This window comes from Serratia sp. JKS296 (genome assembly GCF_900215445.1).
GTDB classification, from domain to species: domain Bacteria; phylum Pseudomonadota; class Gammaproteobacteria; order Enterobacterales; family Enterobacteriaceae; genus Serratia; species Serratia marcescens.
The window spans coordinates 274474-289780 of record NZ_OCMX01000001.1; the positions used below are offsets into that span (position 1 = coordinate 274474).

Annotated in this window: 14 protein-coding genes; 7 read left to right on the plus strand and 7 right to left on the minus strand. The window is 61.5% G+C overall.

From position 1 onward, the window contains the following. Positions 1-8 precede the first annotated feature (8 nt). Positions 9-2099 (plus strand): 4-alpha-glucanotransferase, encoded by a 2091-nt coding sequence (gene malQ, locus CRO23_RS01255; RefSeq protein ID WP_097101259.1) that lies wholly within the window; start codon positions 9-11, stop codon positions 2097-2099. A gap of 182 nt (positions 2100-2281) precedes the next feature. Here the strand turns inward: malQ and nfuA are convergent, their stop codons facing one another. Further along, positions 2282-2857, minus strand: a complete 576-nt coding sequence (nfuA, locus tag CRO23_RS01260) for a Fe-S biogenesis protein NfuA (protein ID WP_004930777.1) — start codon at positions 2855-2857, stop codon at positions 2282-2284. A gap of 58 nt (positions 2858-2915) precedes the next feature. Then, positions 2916-3599, minus strand: a complete 684-nt coding sequence (gntX, locus tag CRO23_RS01265; RefSeq protein ID WP_028128296.1) for a DNA utilization protein GntX — start codon at positions 3597-3599, stop codon at positions 2916-2918. A 40-nt stretch (positions 3600-3639) separates the two neighbouring features. On the opposite strand from gntX, the gene bioH reads away from it, so the two are divergent. Together bioH and CRO23_RS01275 are read left to right on the plus strand one after the other, a co-directional pair. Then, entirely contained in the window at positions 3640-4410 is a 771-nt protein-coding gene (bioH, locus tag CRO23_RS01270) for a pimeloyl-ACP methyl ester esterase BioH (RefSeq protein WP_016930386.1), read from the plus strand. 270 nt (positions 4411-4680) lie between these two features. After that, positions 4681-4965: a YdgH/BhsA/McbA-like domain containing protein gene (locus tag CRO23_RS01275; RefSeq protein ID WP_004930765.1), complete on the plus strand. Its 285-nt coding sequence runs from the start codon at positions 4681-4683 to the stop codon at positions 4963-4965. 41 nt (positions 4966-5006) lie between these two features. Here CRO23_RS01275 and CRO23_RS01280 read toward each other — a convergent pair whose 3' ends face one another. The 5 genes from CRO23_RS01280 to greB form a co-directional block, all read right to left on the minus strand. Beyond that, positions 5007-5246, minus strand: coding sequence for a FeoC-like transcriptional regulator (locus CRO23_RS01280; RefSeq protein WP_049300451.1), 240 nt, complete (start codon positions 5244-5246; stop codon positions 5007-5009). Further along, positions 5246-7561 (minus strand): Fe(2+) transporter permease subunit FeoB, encoded by a 2316-nt coding sequence (gene feoB, locus CRO23_RS01285; RefSeq protein ID WP_097101261.1) that lies wholly within the window; start codon positions 7559-7561, stop codon positions 5246-5248. The genes CRO23_RS01280 and feoB overlap by 1 nt, the downstream gene beginning before the upstream one ends. 71 nt (positions 7562-7632) lie before the next feature. After that, positions 7633-7857 carry a ferrous iron transporter A gene (feoA, locus tag CRO23_RS01290; protein WP_028127609.1) on the minus strand — a complete coding sequence of 75 codons (225 nt, stop codon included), beginning with the start codon at positions 7855-7857 and terminating at the stop codon, positions 7633-7635. 606 nt (positions 7858-8463) lie between these two features. Continuing rightward, the gene (locus CRO23_RS01295; protein WP_097101262.1) at positions 8464-10797 is read right to left on the minus strand and encodes a Tex family protein; all 2334 of its coding nucleotides are present in this window, start codon (positions 10795-10797) and stop codon (positions 8464-8466) included. Between the two features lie 157 nt (positions 10798-10954). Continuing rightward, on the minus strand, positions 10955-11428 hold the full coding sequence (gene greB / locus CRO23_RS01300; RefSeq protein WP_016930381.1) for a transcription elongation factor GreB: 474 nt from the start codon (positions 11426-11428) through the stop codon (positions 10955-10957). 230 nt (positions 11429-11658) lie between these two features. On the opposite strand from greB, the gene cbpA reads away from it, so the two are divergent. From cbpA to envZ, 4 genes are all read left to right on the plus strand, one after another. Next, positions 11659-12621 carry a curved DNA-binding protein gene (cbpA, locus tag CRO23_RS01305; RefSeq protein ID WP_016930380.1) on the plus strand — a complete coding sequence of 321 codons (963 nt, stop codon included), beginning with the start codon at positions 11659-11661 and terminating at the stop codon, positions 12619-12621. 5 nt (positions 12622-12626) lie between these two features. Further along, on the plus strand, positions 12627-12932 hold the full coding sequence (locus tag CRO23_RS01310; RefSeq protein ID WP_004930739.1) for a chaperone modulator CbpM: 306 nt from the start codon (positions 12627-12629) through the stop codon (positions 12930-12932). Positions 12933-13189: 257 nt separating this feature from the next. Next, the gene (gene ompR, locus CRO23_RS01315; protein ID WP_004709363.1) at positions 13190-13909 is read left to right on the plus strand and encodes an osmolarity response regulator transcription factor OmpR; all 720 of its coding nucleotides are present in this window, start codon (positions 13190-13192) and stop codon (positions 13907-13909) included. After that, complete coding sequence (gene envZ, locus CRO23_RS01320) at positions 13906-15276, plus strand: two-component system sensor histidine kinase EnvZ (protein ID WP_015379311.1); 1371 nt, start codon at positions 13906-13908, stop codon at positions 15274-15276. Before ompR ends, envZ begins: the two co-directional genes overlap by 4 nt. Positions 15277-15307: the final 31 nt, after the last annotated feature.

Consider the following 15307-nt stretch of genomic DNA (forward strand, 5'->3'; position numbering starts at 1 on the left):
GAGAGCGAATGGATCGCAAGCGTATCGATCAGGCGGCAGCGCAGGCGGGGATCGCTGCCGATTTCATCAATGCCCACGGCAAGCGGCAGGCGATTGAACCGGAGACCAAGCGCAAGCTGTTGGCGGCCATGAATCGGGCCGATGCCGCGCAGGACGACGCGGCGTCGCCGTTACCGGCGGTCAAGGTGTTCTATCAGGGCGCGCCGCTGGCGTTGACCCCGGCGGGTGAAGGCGAGTACCTGTGGGCGCTGCAGCGTGAAGACGGCGAATGCCTGCAGGGGCGCGTCGGCGCGCGCAAGACCCTGACGTTGCCCGGCGATTTGCCGGCGGGCTACCATCAATTGACGCTGAGCCAGGGCGTGCGGCAGTGGTCATGCCGCGTGATCGTCGCGCCGAGGCGCTGCTTCGAGCCGGACGCCTTGCTGACCGGCAAGAAACTGTGGGGCGCCTGCGTTCAGCTGTATACGCTGCGTTCCGATCGCAACTGGGGCATCGGCGATTTCGGCGATCTGCGCCTGATGGTGGAGCTGGTGGGGGAACGCGGCGGTGCCTTCGTCGGCCTCAATCCGATCCATGCGCTGTATCCGGCCAACCCGGAGAGCGCCAGCCCTTACAGCCCCTCGTCGCGCCGCTGGCTGAATCTGGCGTATATCGACGTCAACGCGGTGGAGGATTTCCAGCGCAGCGACGCGGCGCAGCGCTGGTGGCAGAAGCCGGCGACGCAGAAGCAGCTGGCCAGGGCGCGCGCCGCGGAGTGGGTGGATTACACCGCCGTGATGCAGCTGAAGCTGGCGGCGCTGAAGCTGGCGTTCCCGCTGTTTCAGGCGCGCCAGCCGAACGACGCGCAGCGTCAGGCGTTCGAGCTGTTTGTGGCTGAGGGCGGCGACAGCCTGTATCAGCAGGCGGCGTTTGATGCGCTGCACGCCCATCTGGCGGCCAAAGACGCCAGCCAGTGGGGCTGGCCGGCCTGGCCCGAACGTTATCGGCAGGGGCAGAGCGAAGCGGTGCGGCAGTTCTGCGCTGAACATCAGGACGCGGTTCGCTTTTATTTGTGGCTGCAATGGCTGGCGGGCACGCAGTTCGCGCAGTGTTTTGACCAGAGTCAACAGCAGCAGATGCCGATTGGCCTGTATCGCGATCTGGCGGTCGGGGTGGCGGAAGGCGGGGCGGAAACCTGGTGTGACCGTGAGCTGTACTGCCTGAAAGCGTCGGTCGGGGCGCCGCCGGATATTCTGGGGCCGCTGGGGCAAAACTGGGGCCTGCCGCCGATGGATCCGCACGTGATGGCGGCGCGCGGGTATCAGCCGTTCATCGATCTTTTGCGCGCCAACATGACCAGCTGCGGCGCGCTGCGCATCGATCACGTCATGGCGCTGTTGCGGCTGTGGTGGATCCCGTATGGCGAAACCGCCGATCGCGGCGCCTACGTCAAATACCCGGTAGACGATCTGCTGGCGGTACTGGCGCTGGAAAGCCAGCGCCACCGCTGCATGGTGATCGGTGAGGATCTCGGCACGGTGCCGGTGGAAATCGTCGGCAAGCTGCGCGACAGCGGCGTCTATTCCTACAAAGTGCTCTATTTCGAAAGCGACGGCGAACACCATTTCCGCGCGCCGCAGGCCTATCCGGTGCAGGCGATGGCGACCATCACCACCCACGATCTGCCGACGCTGCGCGGCTACTGGCAAAGCGACGACCTAACGCTCGGCAACCGGCTGGGTCTTTACCCGGACGCGGAAATCCTGCGGGCGCTGTTCGCCGATCGGGAACGCGCCAAGCAGGGATTGCTGGACGGATTGCATCGCTATGGCTGCGTGCCGCAGAAGGTGGGCAAGAAGGCGGCGCTGCTCGGCATGAGCCCGCTGCTCAACCGCGGCCTGCAGCGTTATGTCGCCGACAGCGCCAGCGCCTTGCTCGGCCTGCAGCCGGAAGACTGGCTGGATATGGCGGATCCGGTCAACATTCCCGGCACCAGCGATCAGTACCCTAACTGGCGGCGCAAGCTGACCCGGACGCTGGAGGAGATGTTCGCCGACCCGCGGATAAACCGGCTGCTGAAGGATTTGGACAAGCGCCGACGCAAGGTGTCGGTGGGGTGACGATGAGGTGTCGTTGTATTAGGTCAAAGGACGAGAACTTTAGTCCCATCCAAATGACGGATACCCGAATTAATTGGCGTTGCAGCTAGGCGGCAAGCGTAAAACCCCAGGAGCTTACTTAAGTAAGTGACTGGGGTGCGCGCATGCGGCCAACAACGCTGCAACTTCAAGTAAGAAGGGTATCAGTAGTAGGAGTGCTCGCCGCGCTGGTGCTCGGTCAGGTCACGCACGCCCTTCAGCTCCGGGAATTTCTGCAGCAGCTCTTTCTCGATGCCTTCTTTCAGCGTGACGTCGACCATCGAACAGCCGTTGCAACCGCCGCCGAACTGCAGAATAGCCATGTTGTCGTCGGTGATCTCCATCAGCGTTACGCGGCCGCCGTGGCCCGCCAGCTGTGGGTTGATCTGCGACTGCAGCACGTACTCCACGCGCTCCATCAGCGGCGCGTCGTCATCGACCTTGCGCATCTTGGCGTTCGGCGCTTTCAGCGTCAGCTGAGAACCCAGCTGGTCGGTCACGAAGTCGATTTCGGCGTCTTCCAGATACGGCGCGCTCAGCTCATCGACATAGGCGGACAGTTTGTCGAACTTCAGTTCGGTATCCGTCGCTTCTACCGCGTCCGGCGGGCAATAAGAGACACCGCATTCGGCCGTCGGCGTGCCCGGGTTGATCACGAATACGCGGATTTGGGTGCCTTCTTCTTGATTTGCCAGCAGTTTGGCAAAGTGTTCCTGTGCAGCATCTGTTATACGGATCATAGCATTAGCTCAATAGTTGACTTCTATAGTCGGTTATAATACGCCCATTGCCGTGGCACTACAACGTGCGGCAAACGCACCATATCTGCACCGAGGCGGCGCCTTGCCGCCGCAGCAGCGCCGCGATCGCCGCGACGGTGCTGCCGGTGGTCACCACGTCATCCACCAAGGCGATATGCCGGCCGGCGACCGGCACGGTACAGGCGAACGCGCGCTGCAGATTGCGTCTGCGGGCAGAGGCGCTCAGCCGCTGTTGCAGGGCGGTTTTGCGCACCCGGCGCAAGGCGGCGGGCTGATAGGCGCAGCCCAGCCAGCGCGCCAGCGGCCGCGCCAGCAGATCGCTCTGGTTATAGCCACGGCGCCAGCAGCGTGATGCATGCAAGGGTACCGCTAAAATCAGGTCGGGTCTGTTCAGATACTGCTCTCTGCGCGCCTGCTGCCACCGCAACAGCATCAGGCGCGCCAGCGTCGGCGCGAGCTCGGGCGCGCGGTGGAACTTGAACCTTTTTACCAGTTGGCTGAGGGGCGCAGCGTAGTCGCCGACGAACACCAGCCGTTGCCAGGGCGGCGGCCGTTGCAGGCAGCGGCCGCAGGGCGTTCGCGCCTTCCCGGCGGGCAATCCGCAGCGCGGGCAACACGGCGGGTGGGCCGGCAGATGGCGCAGGCAGCAACTGCAGATGCCATGACGCATCAGGCTCAACGGTTGTCGGCATAGCCAACAGCGGCTGCGGATTGATAGCATAGCGTCTCCGAGACGGGTAAGCATGAAAGGACAATAACCAATGACAGCGCTGTACTGGCAAACAATAGGCGAAGGCGAACGCGATCTTGTGCTGCTGCACGGCTGGGGATTGAACGCCGAAGTGTGGCGTTGCATTCAGGCGCGGCTGACGCCGCATTTTCGCCTGCACCTGGTCGATCTGCCGGGGTACGGCCGCAGCCAGGGGTTCGGCGCCCTGTCGCTGGAGCAGATGACGGAAATCGTGCTGGCGGCTGCCCCGCCGCAGGCCTGGTGGCTCGGCTGGTCGCTCGGCGGACTGGTGGCCAGCCAGGCGGCGCTGATGCAGCCGCAGCGGGTCAGCGGGCTCATCACCGTGGCCTCTTCGCCGTGCTTTGCCGCCCGCGATGCGTGGCCGGGGATCCGTCCGGATGTGCTGAGCGGTTTCCAGCACCAGCTAAGCCTGGATTTCCAGCGCACCGTCGAGCGTTTTCTGGCGCTGCAGACGCTGGGCACCGAGAGCGCGCGTCAGGATGCGCGCCAGCTGAAAGCGGTAGTGCTCAACCAACCGACGCCGAGCGTCGAGGTACTGAACGGCGGGCTGGAGATCCTGCGCACCGCCGATCTGCGCGCGCCGCTGGCGGAGTTGAATCTGCCGCTGCTGCGGATCTACGGCTATCTGGACGGGCTGGTGCCGCGCAAGGTCGCCGAGCTGCTCGACGCCGCCTGGCCGAACTCCACGTCGCAGATCGTGGCCAAAGCCGCCCATGCGCCGTTTATCTCTCATCCCGATGAATTTGTGACGATGATCGAAGCGTTTATTGCAGCACATTGAATGCAGCGGGAAAACGCACGATAGAGCGCGAAAAAAAACGCCGCCGGGTGGATAAAAGACAAAGCTGTTCAATACTTAGTGAGTCAATGCGTTGGCTGCAAAATGAAAAGACCGCGTGCGGCGATTTTCATTTTGGCGTTTCGTCTCTGGGAAACAGGCCTCGTCAGGGAAAGCAACGAGGCCTGTGGATGTCGCGGCAGCCTGCGGTACTACGCATGGATCCTGGACGGCTTTCATAACAGATAAATTATCCATTGAGAGGTTAGTGTCATGAAATCATTGAAGATGATTATTGCAGCGGCAGTGCTGGGTTCGGTGTCTTTCGGCTCCATGGCGGCAACCCTGCTGACCAAGGAAGATCTGGATAAGAATCCGGGTAAATACGAGAAGATCGGCACCGTCACCACGACGGCGGAAACCACGTCACCGATGGACGCCAAGGAAGAGCTGTCCAAACTGGCGGACGAAAAGGGCGGTCAATACTACGTGATCCTGGCGGGCCGCGAACACGGTAAATTCAGCGCCATCGCCGAAGTTTACAAAGACAAGCAATAAGCCTTGAACGGCAAGGGGCGCCGCTGCGGCGCCCCTGATCGTTAGGCCTTCAGCCGGTAGAATACCGTGCTGCATCCCTGGCCCTGCGGGCAGCTTTTGCAGCCGCCGCTCAGACAGGCGCCGCCATCCTGTTCGATACGTTCCACTTTCCCCATTGCCGTCAAACGATCCAGCATCGCCTGCACCAGCGGCAGCGGCGTCGCCAGTAATTGGCTGAGCTGCTGCGCCTGGGCGCTGCCGCGCAGCGCCAGCGCATCGCGCACCTGCAGCAGCCCGGCCATCAGTGACAGCTCCCTTTGGCGCTCTGGCAACAGGCCGCCGGCGTGGCGTTGCCCAGGCGCACCGTGACGCGGCTGCGCGCCCGGCGCAGGCCGAACAGCACCAGCAGATTCACCAGCACCACTGCCAGGATCGCCGTCAGGCTGTACTGCGGGTGTTGGTTGAAGGTCGCCGCCTGATAGAACAGCGTCGCCAGCGAGTAGGCGACGTTCAGCCCCCACAGGATAGAGAAGGTCATCCAGCCGCGGCTCGATTCGCGGGCGATGGCGCCCATCACCGAAACGCAAGGCACATACAGCAGCACGAAGATCAGGTAGCTGTAGGCGGAAATGCCGGAGCCGAATTTGCTGCTCATCACGCCCATCGAACCGACGCCCATCTCACCGTCGCCCTTGCTGGCTTCGATCGGGTTGGACAGCACGCTCAGGCTGAAGGTGTTTTTCAGGCCGTCCCAGGTTTCCTGCAGCGCGCCGCCCAGTTCATCGAGCAAGTTGAAGTTGGCGGCGTCGAACGCCTCTTTGTTGATGTGCTCGGCGGTATACAGCGTATTCAGCGTGCCGACCACCACTTCTTTCGCCATCGCGCCGGTCACCAGCCCAACGGTGGCCTGCCAGTTATCGCTGTGGACGCCCATCGGCTGCAGCAGCGGCGTCAGTACCTTGGAGACGGAGGCCAGCGCGGAGTCGTTGATGTTGTCGACCGTTTTGCCGCTGAACGAGAAGCTGTTCAGGCCGCCGATGAATATGCTGGCCACCACGATCACCTTACCGGCGCGCAACACGAAGCCTTTCAACCGCTGCCAGGTTTGCAGCAACAGGCTTTTCAGGTGCGGCACGTGGTAAACCGGCAGCTCCATGACGAACGGCGAGGCTTCGCCGCGCATGAGGGTATATTTGAGTACCAGGCCGGTCAGGATCGCCACCGCGATGCCGAGCATGTACAGCGAGAACACCACCCCAGCGCCGTCCTGGCCGAAGAAGGCGGCGGCGAACACCGCGAAGATCGCCAGACGGGCGCCGCAGGACATGAACGGCGCCATCATGATGGTGATCAGGCGTTCGCGTTGGGCGTCCAGCGTACGGGCACCCATGATGGACGGCACATTGCAGCCGAAGCCGACGATCAGCGGCACGAAGGATTTGCCCGGCAGCCCGAGCGCCTGCATCAGGCGGTCCATCACGAACGCCGCGCGCGCCATGTAGCCGGAGTCTTCCAGGAACGACAGGAACAGGTACATCATGCCGATCTGCGGCACCAGCGGCAGCACGGTGTTGATGCCGCCGCCGACGCCCTGCGCCAGGAAGACGGTCAACCAGTCGGGGAAGTGCAGGGTGTAACCCAGCCACTGAATGCCCTGAATGAAGATCGCCGCCGAGCCGATATCGAAGATCGGCTGCAGCGCGCCGCCGATATTGATCGCCAGCAGGAACATCAGGTACATCACCAGCAGGAAGATCGGCACGCCCAGCCAGCGGTTGAGGATCACTTTATCCAGCATATCGGTCAGGCGGTTGGGCATCGCCTGCTGCGAGTTGCTGACCGCGTCGCACAGGGCGGCGATGGACTGGTAGCGCGCGTCGGCGATCACCAGCGCCGGGTCTTCTTGCTGCTGCTGTTGCAACGCCTGAATGGCCGCAGGCAGCAGCGCGACGGCGGGGCCGGCCAGCCGGTGGCTGTAGATGTCGCCCTCCAGCATCTGCAATGCCAGCCAGCGGCGTTGCACCGCCGGCAGCGTTTGCGGCATGGCGTCGCTCAGCTTGGCGACCGCTTTCAGCAGCAACGGCGGGTAGTTCACCAGCGCCTGCTGTTCGTTGATGCGATGATTGTCGATCATCTGTTTCAGCACGCCGATGCCGTCGGCGCGGGTGGAGATCATCGGTACTACCGGGCAGCCGAGGCGCGCCGACAGCGCGGCGACGTCGATATCGATATGCTGGCTTTTGGCGATGTCGAGCATGTTCAGCGCCACGATGCAGGGGATGCCCAGCTCCAGCAATTGCAGCGTCAGGTAGAGGTTGCGCTCCAGGTTGGAGGCGTCGACCACGTTGATCAGCAGATCGGCGTCGCCGCTCAAAATGTAGTGGCAGGCGATCTGCTCATCGAGCGAGGTTTGCTCCGAGATGGTGGTGAGGGAGTAGGTGCCGGGCAAATCGACCAGCCGCACGTCGGACTGCGGGGTGGTGAAATGGCCTTCTTTACGTTCGACCGTCACGCCCGCCCAGTTGCCGACCCGTTGGCGTGCGCCGGTCAGCTGGTTGAACAGCGTGGTTTTGCCGGAGTTCGGGTTACCGATTAAGCCGATGGTGAGTTTTTTCATAGTTCAGCGTGTCGTCTTCAAGGAGAACAGCGCCGGCGCAAGGGCGCGTCGGCAAATGGAGGCGTGCCGGTTCAGGGCTGGCCGTCGAGCTGCAGCAGCGCCAGATCCTTCCTGCGCAGCACCAGGCTGACGCGGCGGGTTTTAATTTCTATCGGATCGCCCAGCGGCGCGACGCGCACCACGTCGAACGAAGAGCCGGGCAGCATGCCGAGCGATAACAGTTTCTGGCGGTAGGCCGGCGCAATTTCACCGGAAAAGCCGATAATCTTATATGTGTGTTTAGGTTGAAGCTGCATGTGATTAACCTTCCGGGTGCCGATGAACATCGGGCTGATGATAATTGGACGTTGCCGGCGAAAATGCCACGCCGTCGGCGGTATTCATCCATAAGGTCATGCAATAAAGTGAGCGCAAATAATAGTAATTATCATTATCGCGTTCAATACAAAAAGTAGGGGTATTGTAACCAATTATTATGGCGTCGACAGTTTTTGATGGCGTTGTCTTGATTAACGACGTTTTACCACCGCTTGCGATGGGGAACAAATGAGAATGGCGAGTTAAATCAGTTGCGTATTTGTAGCCAAGTTTTCTCGTTTGCAAATATCGAGGGTTTTTTCCCTTTATTTATTTCCGCTGAAAAGCAATTCGATAACATTATTCCGCCGTAATGCGAGCGGTAACCATTTGTGTTTCTCTCACAATTGGCGAGATGAAAAATGCGTGTTAACAAAGTTGTTAATAAATGGCTGCAGAAGGCATTTTTGCTGGCTGAATAATGAGAGGGTGATCACGCAGGAACGGGAAATAAAAAGATGACGGTTTATTGAGACGGGTCAAGAAATGCCGCAAGTTTTATTCATCAGAAAGGGCGGAGCAGGCTCCGCCCTGTTGGCTCTGACTTAGCGTTTCTTGCCGAATGCCGCCGCCAGCGCGTCGCCCATGGCGCTGTTGCCGGCCGGCGCCGCGTTGCGCGGTTTGGCCTTGTTGCCGCCCGCCGAACGGGTGGCGGTGTCGCGCGACTGTGCCGGCGCGTTGCCGCCGCGGCGCGGCGAGCCTTCGCCCGGTTGCTCATCCAGGCGCATGCTCAGCGCGATGCGTTTACGCTGCAGATCGACTTCCATCACCTTCACTTTGACGATGTCGCCGGCCTTCACCACGGTGTGCGGATCTTCGACGAATTTGTCCGCCAGCGAGGAGATGTGCACCAGGCCGTCCTGATGCACGCCGATATCCACGAAGGCGCCGAAGTTGGTGACGTTGGTCACCGAGCCTTCCAGGATCATGCCCGGCTGCAGATCGTTGAGGGTTTCCACACCTTCGGCGAAGGTGGCGGTTTTGAACTCCGGACGCGGATCGCGGCCCGGCTTCTCCAGCTCTTTCAGAATGTCGGTGACCGTCGGCACGCCGAACTTGTCGTCGGTGAAATCAACCGCTTTCAGGCTGCGCACCGCGGAGGCGTTGCCCATCAGATCCTGCAGCGCCTGCTCGGTGGCGGCCAGGATGCGTTGCACCACCGGATAGGCTTCCGGGTGAACGGTGGAGGCATCCAGCGGGTTGTCGCCGTGGTTGATGCGCAGGAAGCCGGCGCACTGTTCGAACGCTTTCGGCCCCAGGCGGCTGACCTTCAGCAGCTGTTCACGGTTGCTGAAGCGGCCGTTCTCGTCGCGCCAGTTGACGATGTTCTGCGCCATCATGCGCGTCAGGCCGGCCACGCGGGTCAGCAACGGCACCGACGCGGTGTTCAGATCGACGCCGACGGCGTTCACGCAGTCTTCCACCACCGAATCCAACTTCTTCGCCAGCTGGCTCTGACTGACGTCGTGCTGATACTGGCCGACGCCGATGGATTTCGGGTCGATCTTCACCAGCTCCGCCAGCGGATCCTGCAGGCGGCGAGCGATGGACACCGCGCCGCGCAGCGATACGTCGAGATCCGGGAACTCCTGCGCCGCCAGTTCGGACGCGGAGTACACCGATGCGCCCGCTTCGCTGACGATCACTTTCTGCGCCCGGACGTCGCTGAACTGCTTTTGCAGGTCGAGATAGAAACGCTCGGTTTCACGCGACGCGGTGCCGTTGCCGATGGCCACCAGCTCTACATTGTGTTTGATGCACAGCGCCGCGACGATGGCGGCGGCTTTGGCCGCTTGCCCGGTGTGCGGGTAGACGGTGTCGGTGGCGACCAGCTTGCCGGTTGCGTCGACCACGGCGACTTTCACTCCGGTGCGCAGGCCCGGATCGAGGCCCATGGTGGCGCGCATGCCGGCCGGCGCAGCCATCAGCAGATCATGCATGTTGCGGGCGAAGACGTTGATCGCTTCATCTTCCGCGCGCTCGCGCACCGTGCCCATCAGCTCGGTTTCCAGGTGCAGCAACACCTTGATGCGCCAGGTCCAGTTGACCACCGCCTTGCGCCAGGCGTCGGCCGGAGCGTTGTTCAGGCGCAGATTGAGGTGATTGATGATGATCAGCTCCGCCTGGCTTTCGCGCGGCGCTTCTTCAAACTGCGGATCGGCGTTCAGCGCCAGCTGCAGCACGCCTTCGTTGCGGCCGCGGAACATCGCCAGCGCGCGGTGCGAAGGCACCTGGGAAATCGGTTCGTGGTGATCGAAATAGTCGCGGAACTTGGCGCCTTCGTCTTCCTTGCCCTCGACCACTTTGGACACCAGATGGGCGTTTTTCCACAGGTAGTCGCGCACCTTGGCCAGCAGCGCGGCGTCTTCGGCGAAGCGCTCCATCAGGATATAGCGCGCGCCGTCGAGGGCGGCTTTCACGTCCGCCACGCCCTTGTCGGCGTCGACGTAGCGTTCGGCCAGTTGTTCCGGCTGCTGTTGCGGATCCTGCCACAGCGTGTCCGCCAGCGGTTCCAGGCCGGCTTCGATGGCGATCTGGCCGCGGGTGCGGCGCTTCGGTTTGTACGGCAGGTAGAGGTCTTCGAGTTCGGTCTTGCTCAGCGTGGCGTTGATCGCCCCCGCCAGTTGTTCAGTCAGTTTGCCCTGTTCATCGATCGACTTCAGGATGGTCTGGCGACGATCTTCCAGTTCACGCAGATAACCCAGGCGGGTTTCCAGCTGGCGCAGTTGGGTGTCGTCCAGGCCCCCGGTGACTTCCTTACGATAGCGTGCAATAAAGGGCACGGTATTACCTTCATCCAGCAGACGGATGGCGGAGTCGACTTGCTCCGGCCGGGCCTGCAGTTCTGTTGCAATAATGCGGCTCAGTGGGTCATTCATAGGTCTGGTATCTGTATTGAGAACGGTGAATAAACAGGGGACAGTTATACGGATTGATCGGGGAAAATGCCAGTGGAGCGGGCCGCCGCCGCGCGGCCGCGGCGTGGAGAACAGCTCAGGCGGCGGCGTTGGCGGCGGTTCGGAAAAAGCTGAAAGCTTACTTCGGGTAGTCTATCTCGTTCACGTACCACTGCGCCTCGCCCAGCGGCGTATTGACGGTGGCGACGTCCCCGACCTCTTTTTTCAGCAGGGCGCGCGCCATAGGCGCGTCGATGGAGATGTAATCCTTGCGGCCGAAGATCTCGTCGTAACCGACGATGCGAAAGCGTTTGATTTCGCCGTCTTCGTTCTCCACCTCTACCCAGGCGCCGAAGAACACTTTGCCTTCCTGCTGCGGGGAGTAATCGACGATCTTCAACTGCTCCAGGCATTTGGTCAGATAGCGGACGCGGCGATCGATCTCGCGCAGCCGCTTCTTGTTGTACTGGTAATCGGCGTTTTCGCTTCTGTCGCCCAGGCTGGCGGCCCAGGTCACTTTCTTGGTCACCTCGGGGCGTTCTTCGCGCCAGAGGTAATCCAGCTCTTGTTTGAGCTTGTCATACCCTTCACGGGTTATCAGTTGAGTTCTCATCGTGATTTATCTTTATGGGGTCACCGCCACAGTGTACGTGAATGCGGGGGGCTTTAGAAATGGCGCGCGGGCCTGCGCGTTGTCGCACGGTTTTTATTCAGTTTGCGCAGCTTTTAACAATCGGGAGTATGCTTAGCGATAGCGGAAAAGGAATGCGACGAAAGGAGGATATCTGGCGAGAGAGACAAGGAATTTTGGCGCACAACCCAACACATTGAAGGTATTACCGCATGGAATTTAAAGATTACTACGCCACGATGGGCGTTGAGCCCAACGCCGATCTGAAAACCATCAAAACGGCCTACCGTCGGCTGGCGCGTAAATATCACCCTGACGTGAGCACTGAAGACGACGCCGAAAGCAAGTTCAAGGAAGTGGCCGAAGCCTATGAGGTGCTGAAGGACGAGGAGCGCCGCGCCGAGTACGATCAGATCCGGCTGCACCGCAACGATCCGAACTTTGGCCGCCAGGCGCGCGGCGATCACGGCGGCTATCAGCAGAGCGCTTCATGGCACGGCGGCGGCGCCGACGCGCAAGACTTCTCCGATTTCTTCGAAAGCATGTTCGGCGGGCGGGCGGCGGGCGGGCATCGCTCCGCTTCGCACTCGCACGGCGGGCATGGCTTCCGCGGCCAGGATCTCGAAATGGAGGTGCCGCTGTTCCTCGAGGAAACGCTACATGGCCAAAGCCGCGAGATCTCCTACACGCTGCCGGTGTACGACGAGCTGGGGCGGCAGGTGAGCGAAGCCAGCAAAACGCTGAACGTGAAAATCCCGGCCGGCGTGGGCGACGGCGAGCGCATTCGCCTCAAGGGGCAGGGCGTTGCCGGCGTGGGCGGCGGCCAGAACGGCGACCTGTATCTGGTCATCCGCCTCGCGCCGCATCCGCTGTTCGAAATTGATGGCCACAATCTGAGCATCGTGGCGCCGCTCGCCCCGTGGGAAGCGGCGCTCGGCGCCAGCATCGAGGTGCCGACGCTGACCGGCAAAATCGCGTTGACCGTGCCGGCCGGCAGCCAGAGCGGCAAACGGCTGCGGGTCAAGGGCAAAGGGCTGGCGGGCAAGAAAGAGCCCGGCGATCTGTATGTCATTCTCAAGGTGGTGATGCCGCCGAAGCCGAACGAGAAGGCCAGCGCCCTGTGGCGAGAGCTGGCTGAGCAGGCGGCGTTCAACCCGCGTGCGGAATGGGAGTAAAGCACATGATGAAGAAAGAGATCACATTCACCGTGGTGGAACTGTGTCAGCGAGTGGAGATTTCAGAGGACGAATTGGTCGAGATCGTCGGCCTGGGCGTGATCGTGCCGCTGGAGCCGGCGCAGCCGCGCTGGGAGTTCGATTACCCGGCGCTGAGCCATCTGCAGCGCGCGCGCAGGCTGCGTGCCGAGCTGGATCTGGATTGGCCGGGGATCGCCATGGCGTTGACGTTGCTCGATCGGGTTGATGCGCTGCAGCAAGAGAACCGGCAGTTGCGCCGGCAGCTGGCGCGTTTCCTGCAGACTTCCTGACCCGACGGCTAAACGCCACCGGTCGGTTCGCCGGTGGCGAAATTGTGCAAAATTGGGCCGTCGCCCCACATTGCGCCGATAAAGGGCGAAATTTTAACGAACCCCCGTCGACATTCACTGAAAATTGTTGATAAATGGGGAAAAGAATAAGCTTTGTAACAATTTCGTCTAGAATACATACCATTAAACGCTGTCTCAAATGGCAAGGTTTTCTAACAATATTCGAGTCAGGCAATAAAGCCTTTGGGAGTAATACCATGCAAGAGAATCATAAGATCCTGGTTGTCGATGATGACATGCGCCTGCGCGCGCTTTTAGAACGTTATTTAACCGAGCAGGGCTTCCAGGTTCGCAGCGTTGCCAACGCTGAGCAAATGGATCGCTTGCTGACTCGTGAATCCTTCCATTTGATGGTGCTCGATCTGATGTTGCCGGGCGAAGACGGCCTGTCCATCTGCCGCCGCCTGCGCAGCCAGAGCAACCCGATGCCGATCATTATGGTCACCGCCAAAGGCGAAGAGGTCGATCGCATCGTGGGGCTGGAAATCGGCGCCGACGACTACATTCCTAAACCGTTCAACCCGCGTGAGCTGTTGGCTCGTATCCGCGCGGTGTTGCGCCGCCAGGCGAACGAACTGCCGGGCGCGCCTTCGCAGGAAGAGGCGGTGATCGCGTTCGGCAAATTCAAACTGAACCTCGGCACCCGCGAAATGTTCCGCGAAGACGAACCGATGCCGTTGACCAGCGGCGAGTTCGCGGTACTGAAGGCGCTGGTCAGCCACCCGCGTGAACCGCTGTCGCGCGATAAGCTGATGAACCTGGCGCGTGGCCGCGAATACAGCGCCATGGAGCGTTCCATTGACGTGCAGATCTCTCGCCTGCGCCGCATGGTTGAAGAAGATCCGGCGCATCCGCGTTATATCCAGACCGTGTGGGGGCTCGGCTACGTCTTCGTACCGGACGGCAGCAAGGCATGAGGCGATTGCGCTTTTCACCGCGTAGCTCGTTTGCCCGAACCCTGTTGTTGATCGTCACCTTGCTGTTCGTCAGCCTGGTGACGACCTATCTGGTGGTGCTGAACTTCGCCATCCTGCCCAGTCTGCAGCAGTTCAACAAGGTGTTGGCCTACGAAGTGCGTATGCTGATGACCGATCGGCTGCAGCTGGAAGACGGCACGCTGCTGGAAGTGCCGCCGGCATTCCGCCGTGAGATCTACCGCGAACTGGGCATCTCTCTCTACACGAATTCGGCGGCGGAGGAGAGCGGCCTGCGCTGGGCGCAGCACTACCAGTTCCTCAGCCAGCAGATGGCGCAGCAGCTCGGCGGGCCGACCGATGTGCGGGTGGAGGTGAACAAGAACTCCCCGGTGGTGTGGCTGAAAACCTGGCTGCAGCCCGATATCTGGGTGCGCGTGCCGCTGACGGAAATCCACCAGGGCGACTTCTCGCCGCTGTTCCGCTATACGCTGGCGATCATGCTGCTCGCGATCGGCGGCGCCTGGCTGTTTATCCGCATTCAAAACCGCCCGTTGGTGGAGCTGGAACATGCGGCGCTGCAGGTGGGCAAGGGCATCATTCCGCCGCCGCTGCGCGAGTATGGCGCTTCCGAAGTGCGGTCAGTGACTCGCGCATTCAATCAGATGGCGTCGGGCGTCAAGCAGCTGGCGGACGATCGCACCTTGCTGATGGCCGGGGTCAGCCATGACCTGCGCACGCCGTTGACGCGCATTCGGCTGGCGACGGAGATGATGAGCGCCGAAGACGGTTATCTGGCCGAGTCGATCAATAAAGACATCGAAGAGTGCAATGCCATCATCGAGCAGTTCATCGATTATCTGCGCACCGGGCAGGAGATGCCGACCGAAAGCAGCGATCTGAACGCCATTTTAGGCGAAGTGGTCGCGGCGGAAAGCGGCTATGAGCGGGTAATTGAAACCGCGCTGTCGCCGGGCGAGCTGATGATGAATGTGCATCCGCTGTCGATTAAGCGGGCGGCGGTGAACATGGTGGTGAACGCGGCGCGTTACGGCAACGGTTGGATCAAGGTCAGCAGCGGTCGCGAGCTGCAGCGCGGCTGGTTCCAGGTGGAAGATGACGGCCCGGGCATCAAGCCGGAAGAATTGAAGCACCTGCTGCAGCCGTTCGTACGCGGTGACAGCGCGCGCAGCACCAGCGGCACCGGTCTGGGGCTGGCGATCGTGCAGCGTATTATCGACGCGCATGACGGCGAACTGGATATCGGCACCAGCGAGCGCGGTGGGCTGTTGATCCGCGCGTATATTCCGTTGCCGATGGAGAAAAAAGAGTCGACCAACGGCCATCAAACGGCCAGGGAAAACGCCTGACACTCTGGTGTGGGCCGCGCCGCTGCGGCCC

Excerpts from the sequence above, each read along its gene's own strand:
- malQ (WP_097101259.1), top strand. The coding sequence starts at position 9 with ATGGATCGCAAGCGTATCGATCAGGCGGCAGCGCAGGCGGGGATCGCT.
- CRO23_RS01310 (WP_004930739.1), top strand. The coding sequence starts at position 12,627 with ATGATGAAGAAAGAGATCACATTCACCGTGGTGGAACTGTGTCAGCGA.
- CRO23_RS01275 (WP_004930765.1), top strand. The coding sequence starts at position 4,681 with ATGAAATCATTGAAGATGATTATTGCAGCGGCAGTGCTGGGTTCGGTG.
- envZ (WP_015379311.1), top strand. The coding sequence starts at position 13,906 with ATGAGGCGATTGCGCTTTTCACCGCGTAGCTCGTTTGCCCGAACCCTG.
- nfuA (WP_004930777.1), bottom strand. The coding sequence starts at position 2,857 with ATGATCCGTATAACAGATGCTGCACAGGAACACTTTGCCAAACTGCTG.
- greB (WP_016930381.1), bottom strand. The coding sequence starts at position 11,428 with ATGAGAACTCAACTGATAACCCGTGAAGGGTATGACAAGCTCAAACAA.
- feoB (WP_097101261.1), bottom strand. The coding sequence starts at position 7,561 with ATGAAAAAACTCACCATCGGCTTAATCGGTAACCCGAACTCCGGCAAA.
- CRO23_RS01280 (WP_049300451.1), bottom strand. The coding sequence starts at position 5,246 with ATGGCCGGGCTGCTGCAGGTGCGCGATGCGCTGGCGCTGCGCGGCAGC.
- cbpA (WP_016930380.1), top strand. The coding sequence starts at position 11,659 with ATGGAATTTAAAGATTACTACGCCACGATGGGCGTTGAGCCCAACGCC.
- bioH (WP_016930386.1), top strand. The coding sequence starts at position 3,640 with ATGACAGCGCTGTACTGGCAAACAATAGGCGAAGGCGAACGCGATCTT.
- ompR (WP_004709363.1), top strand. The coding sequence starts at position 13,190 with ATGCAAGAGAATCATAAGATCCTGGTTGTCGATGATGACATGCGCCTG.
- gntX (WP_028128296.1), bottom strand. The coding sequence starts at position 3,599 with ATGCTATCAATCCGCAGCCGCTGTTGGCTATGCCGACAACCGTTGAGC.
- feoA (WP_028127609.1), bottom strand. The coding sequence starts at position 7,857 with ATGCAGCTTCAACCTAAACACACATATAAGATTATCGGCTTTTCCGGT.
- CRO23_RS01295 (WP_097101262.1), bottom strand. The coding sequence starts at position 10,797 with ATGAATGACCCACTGAGCCGCATTATTGCAACAGAACTGCAGGCCCGG.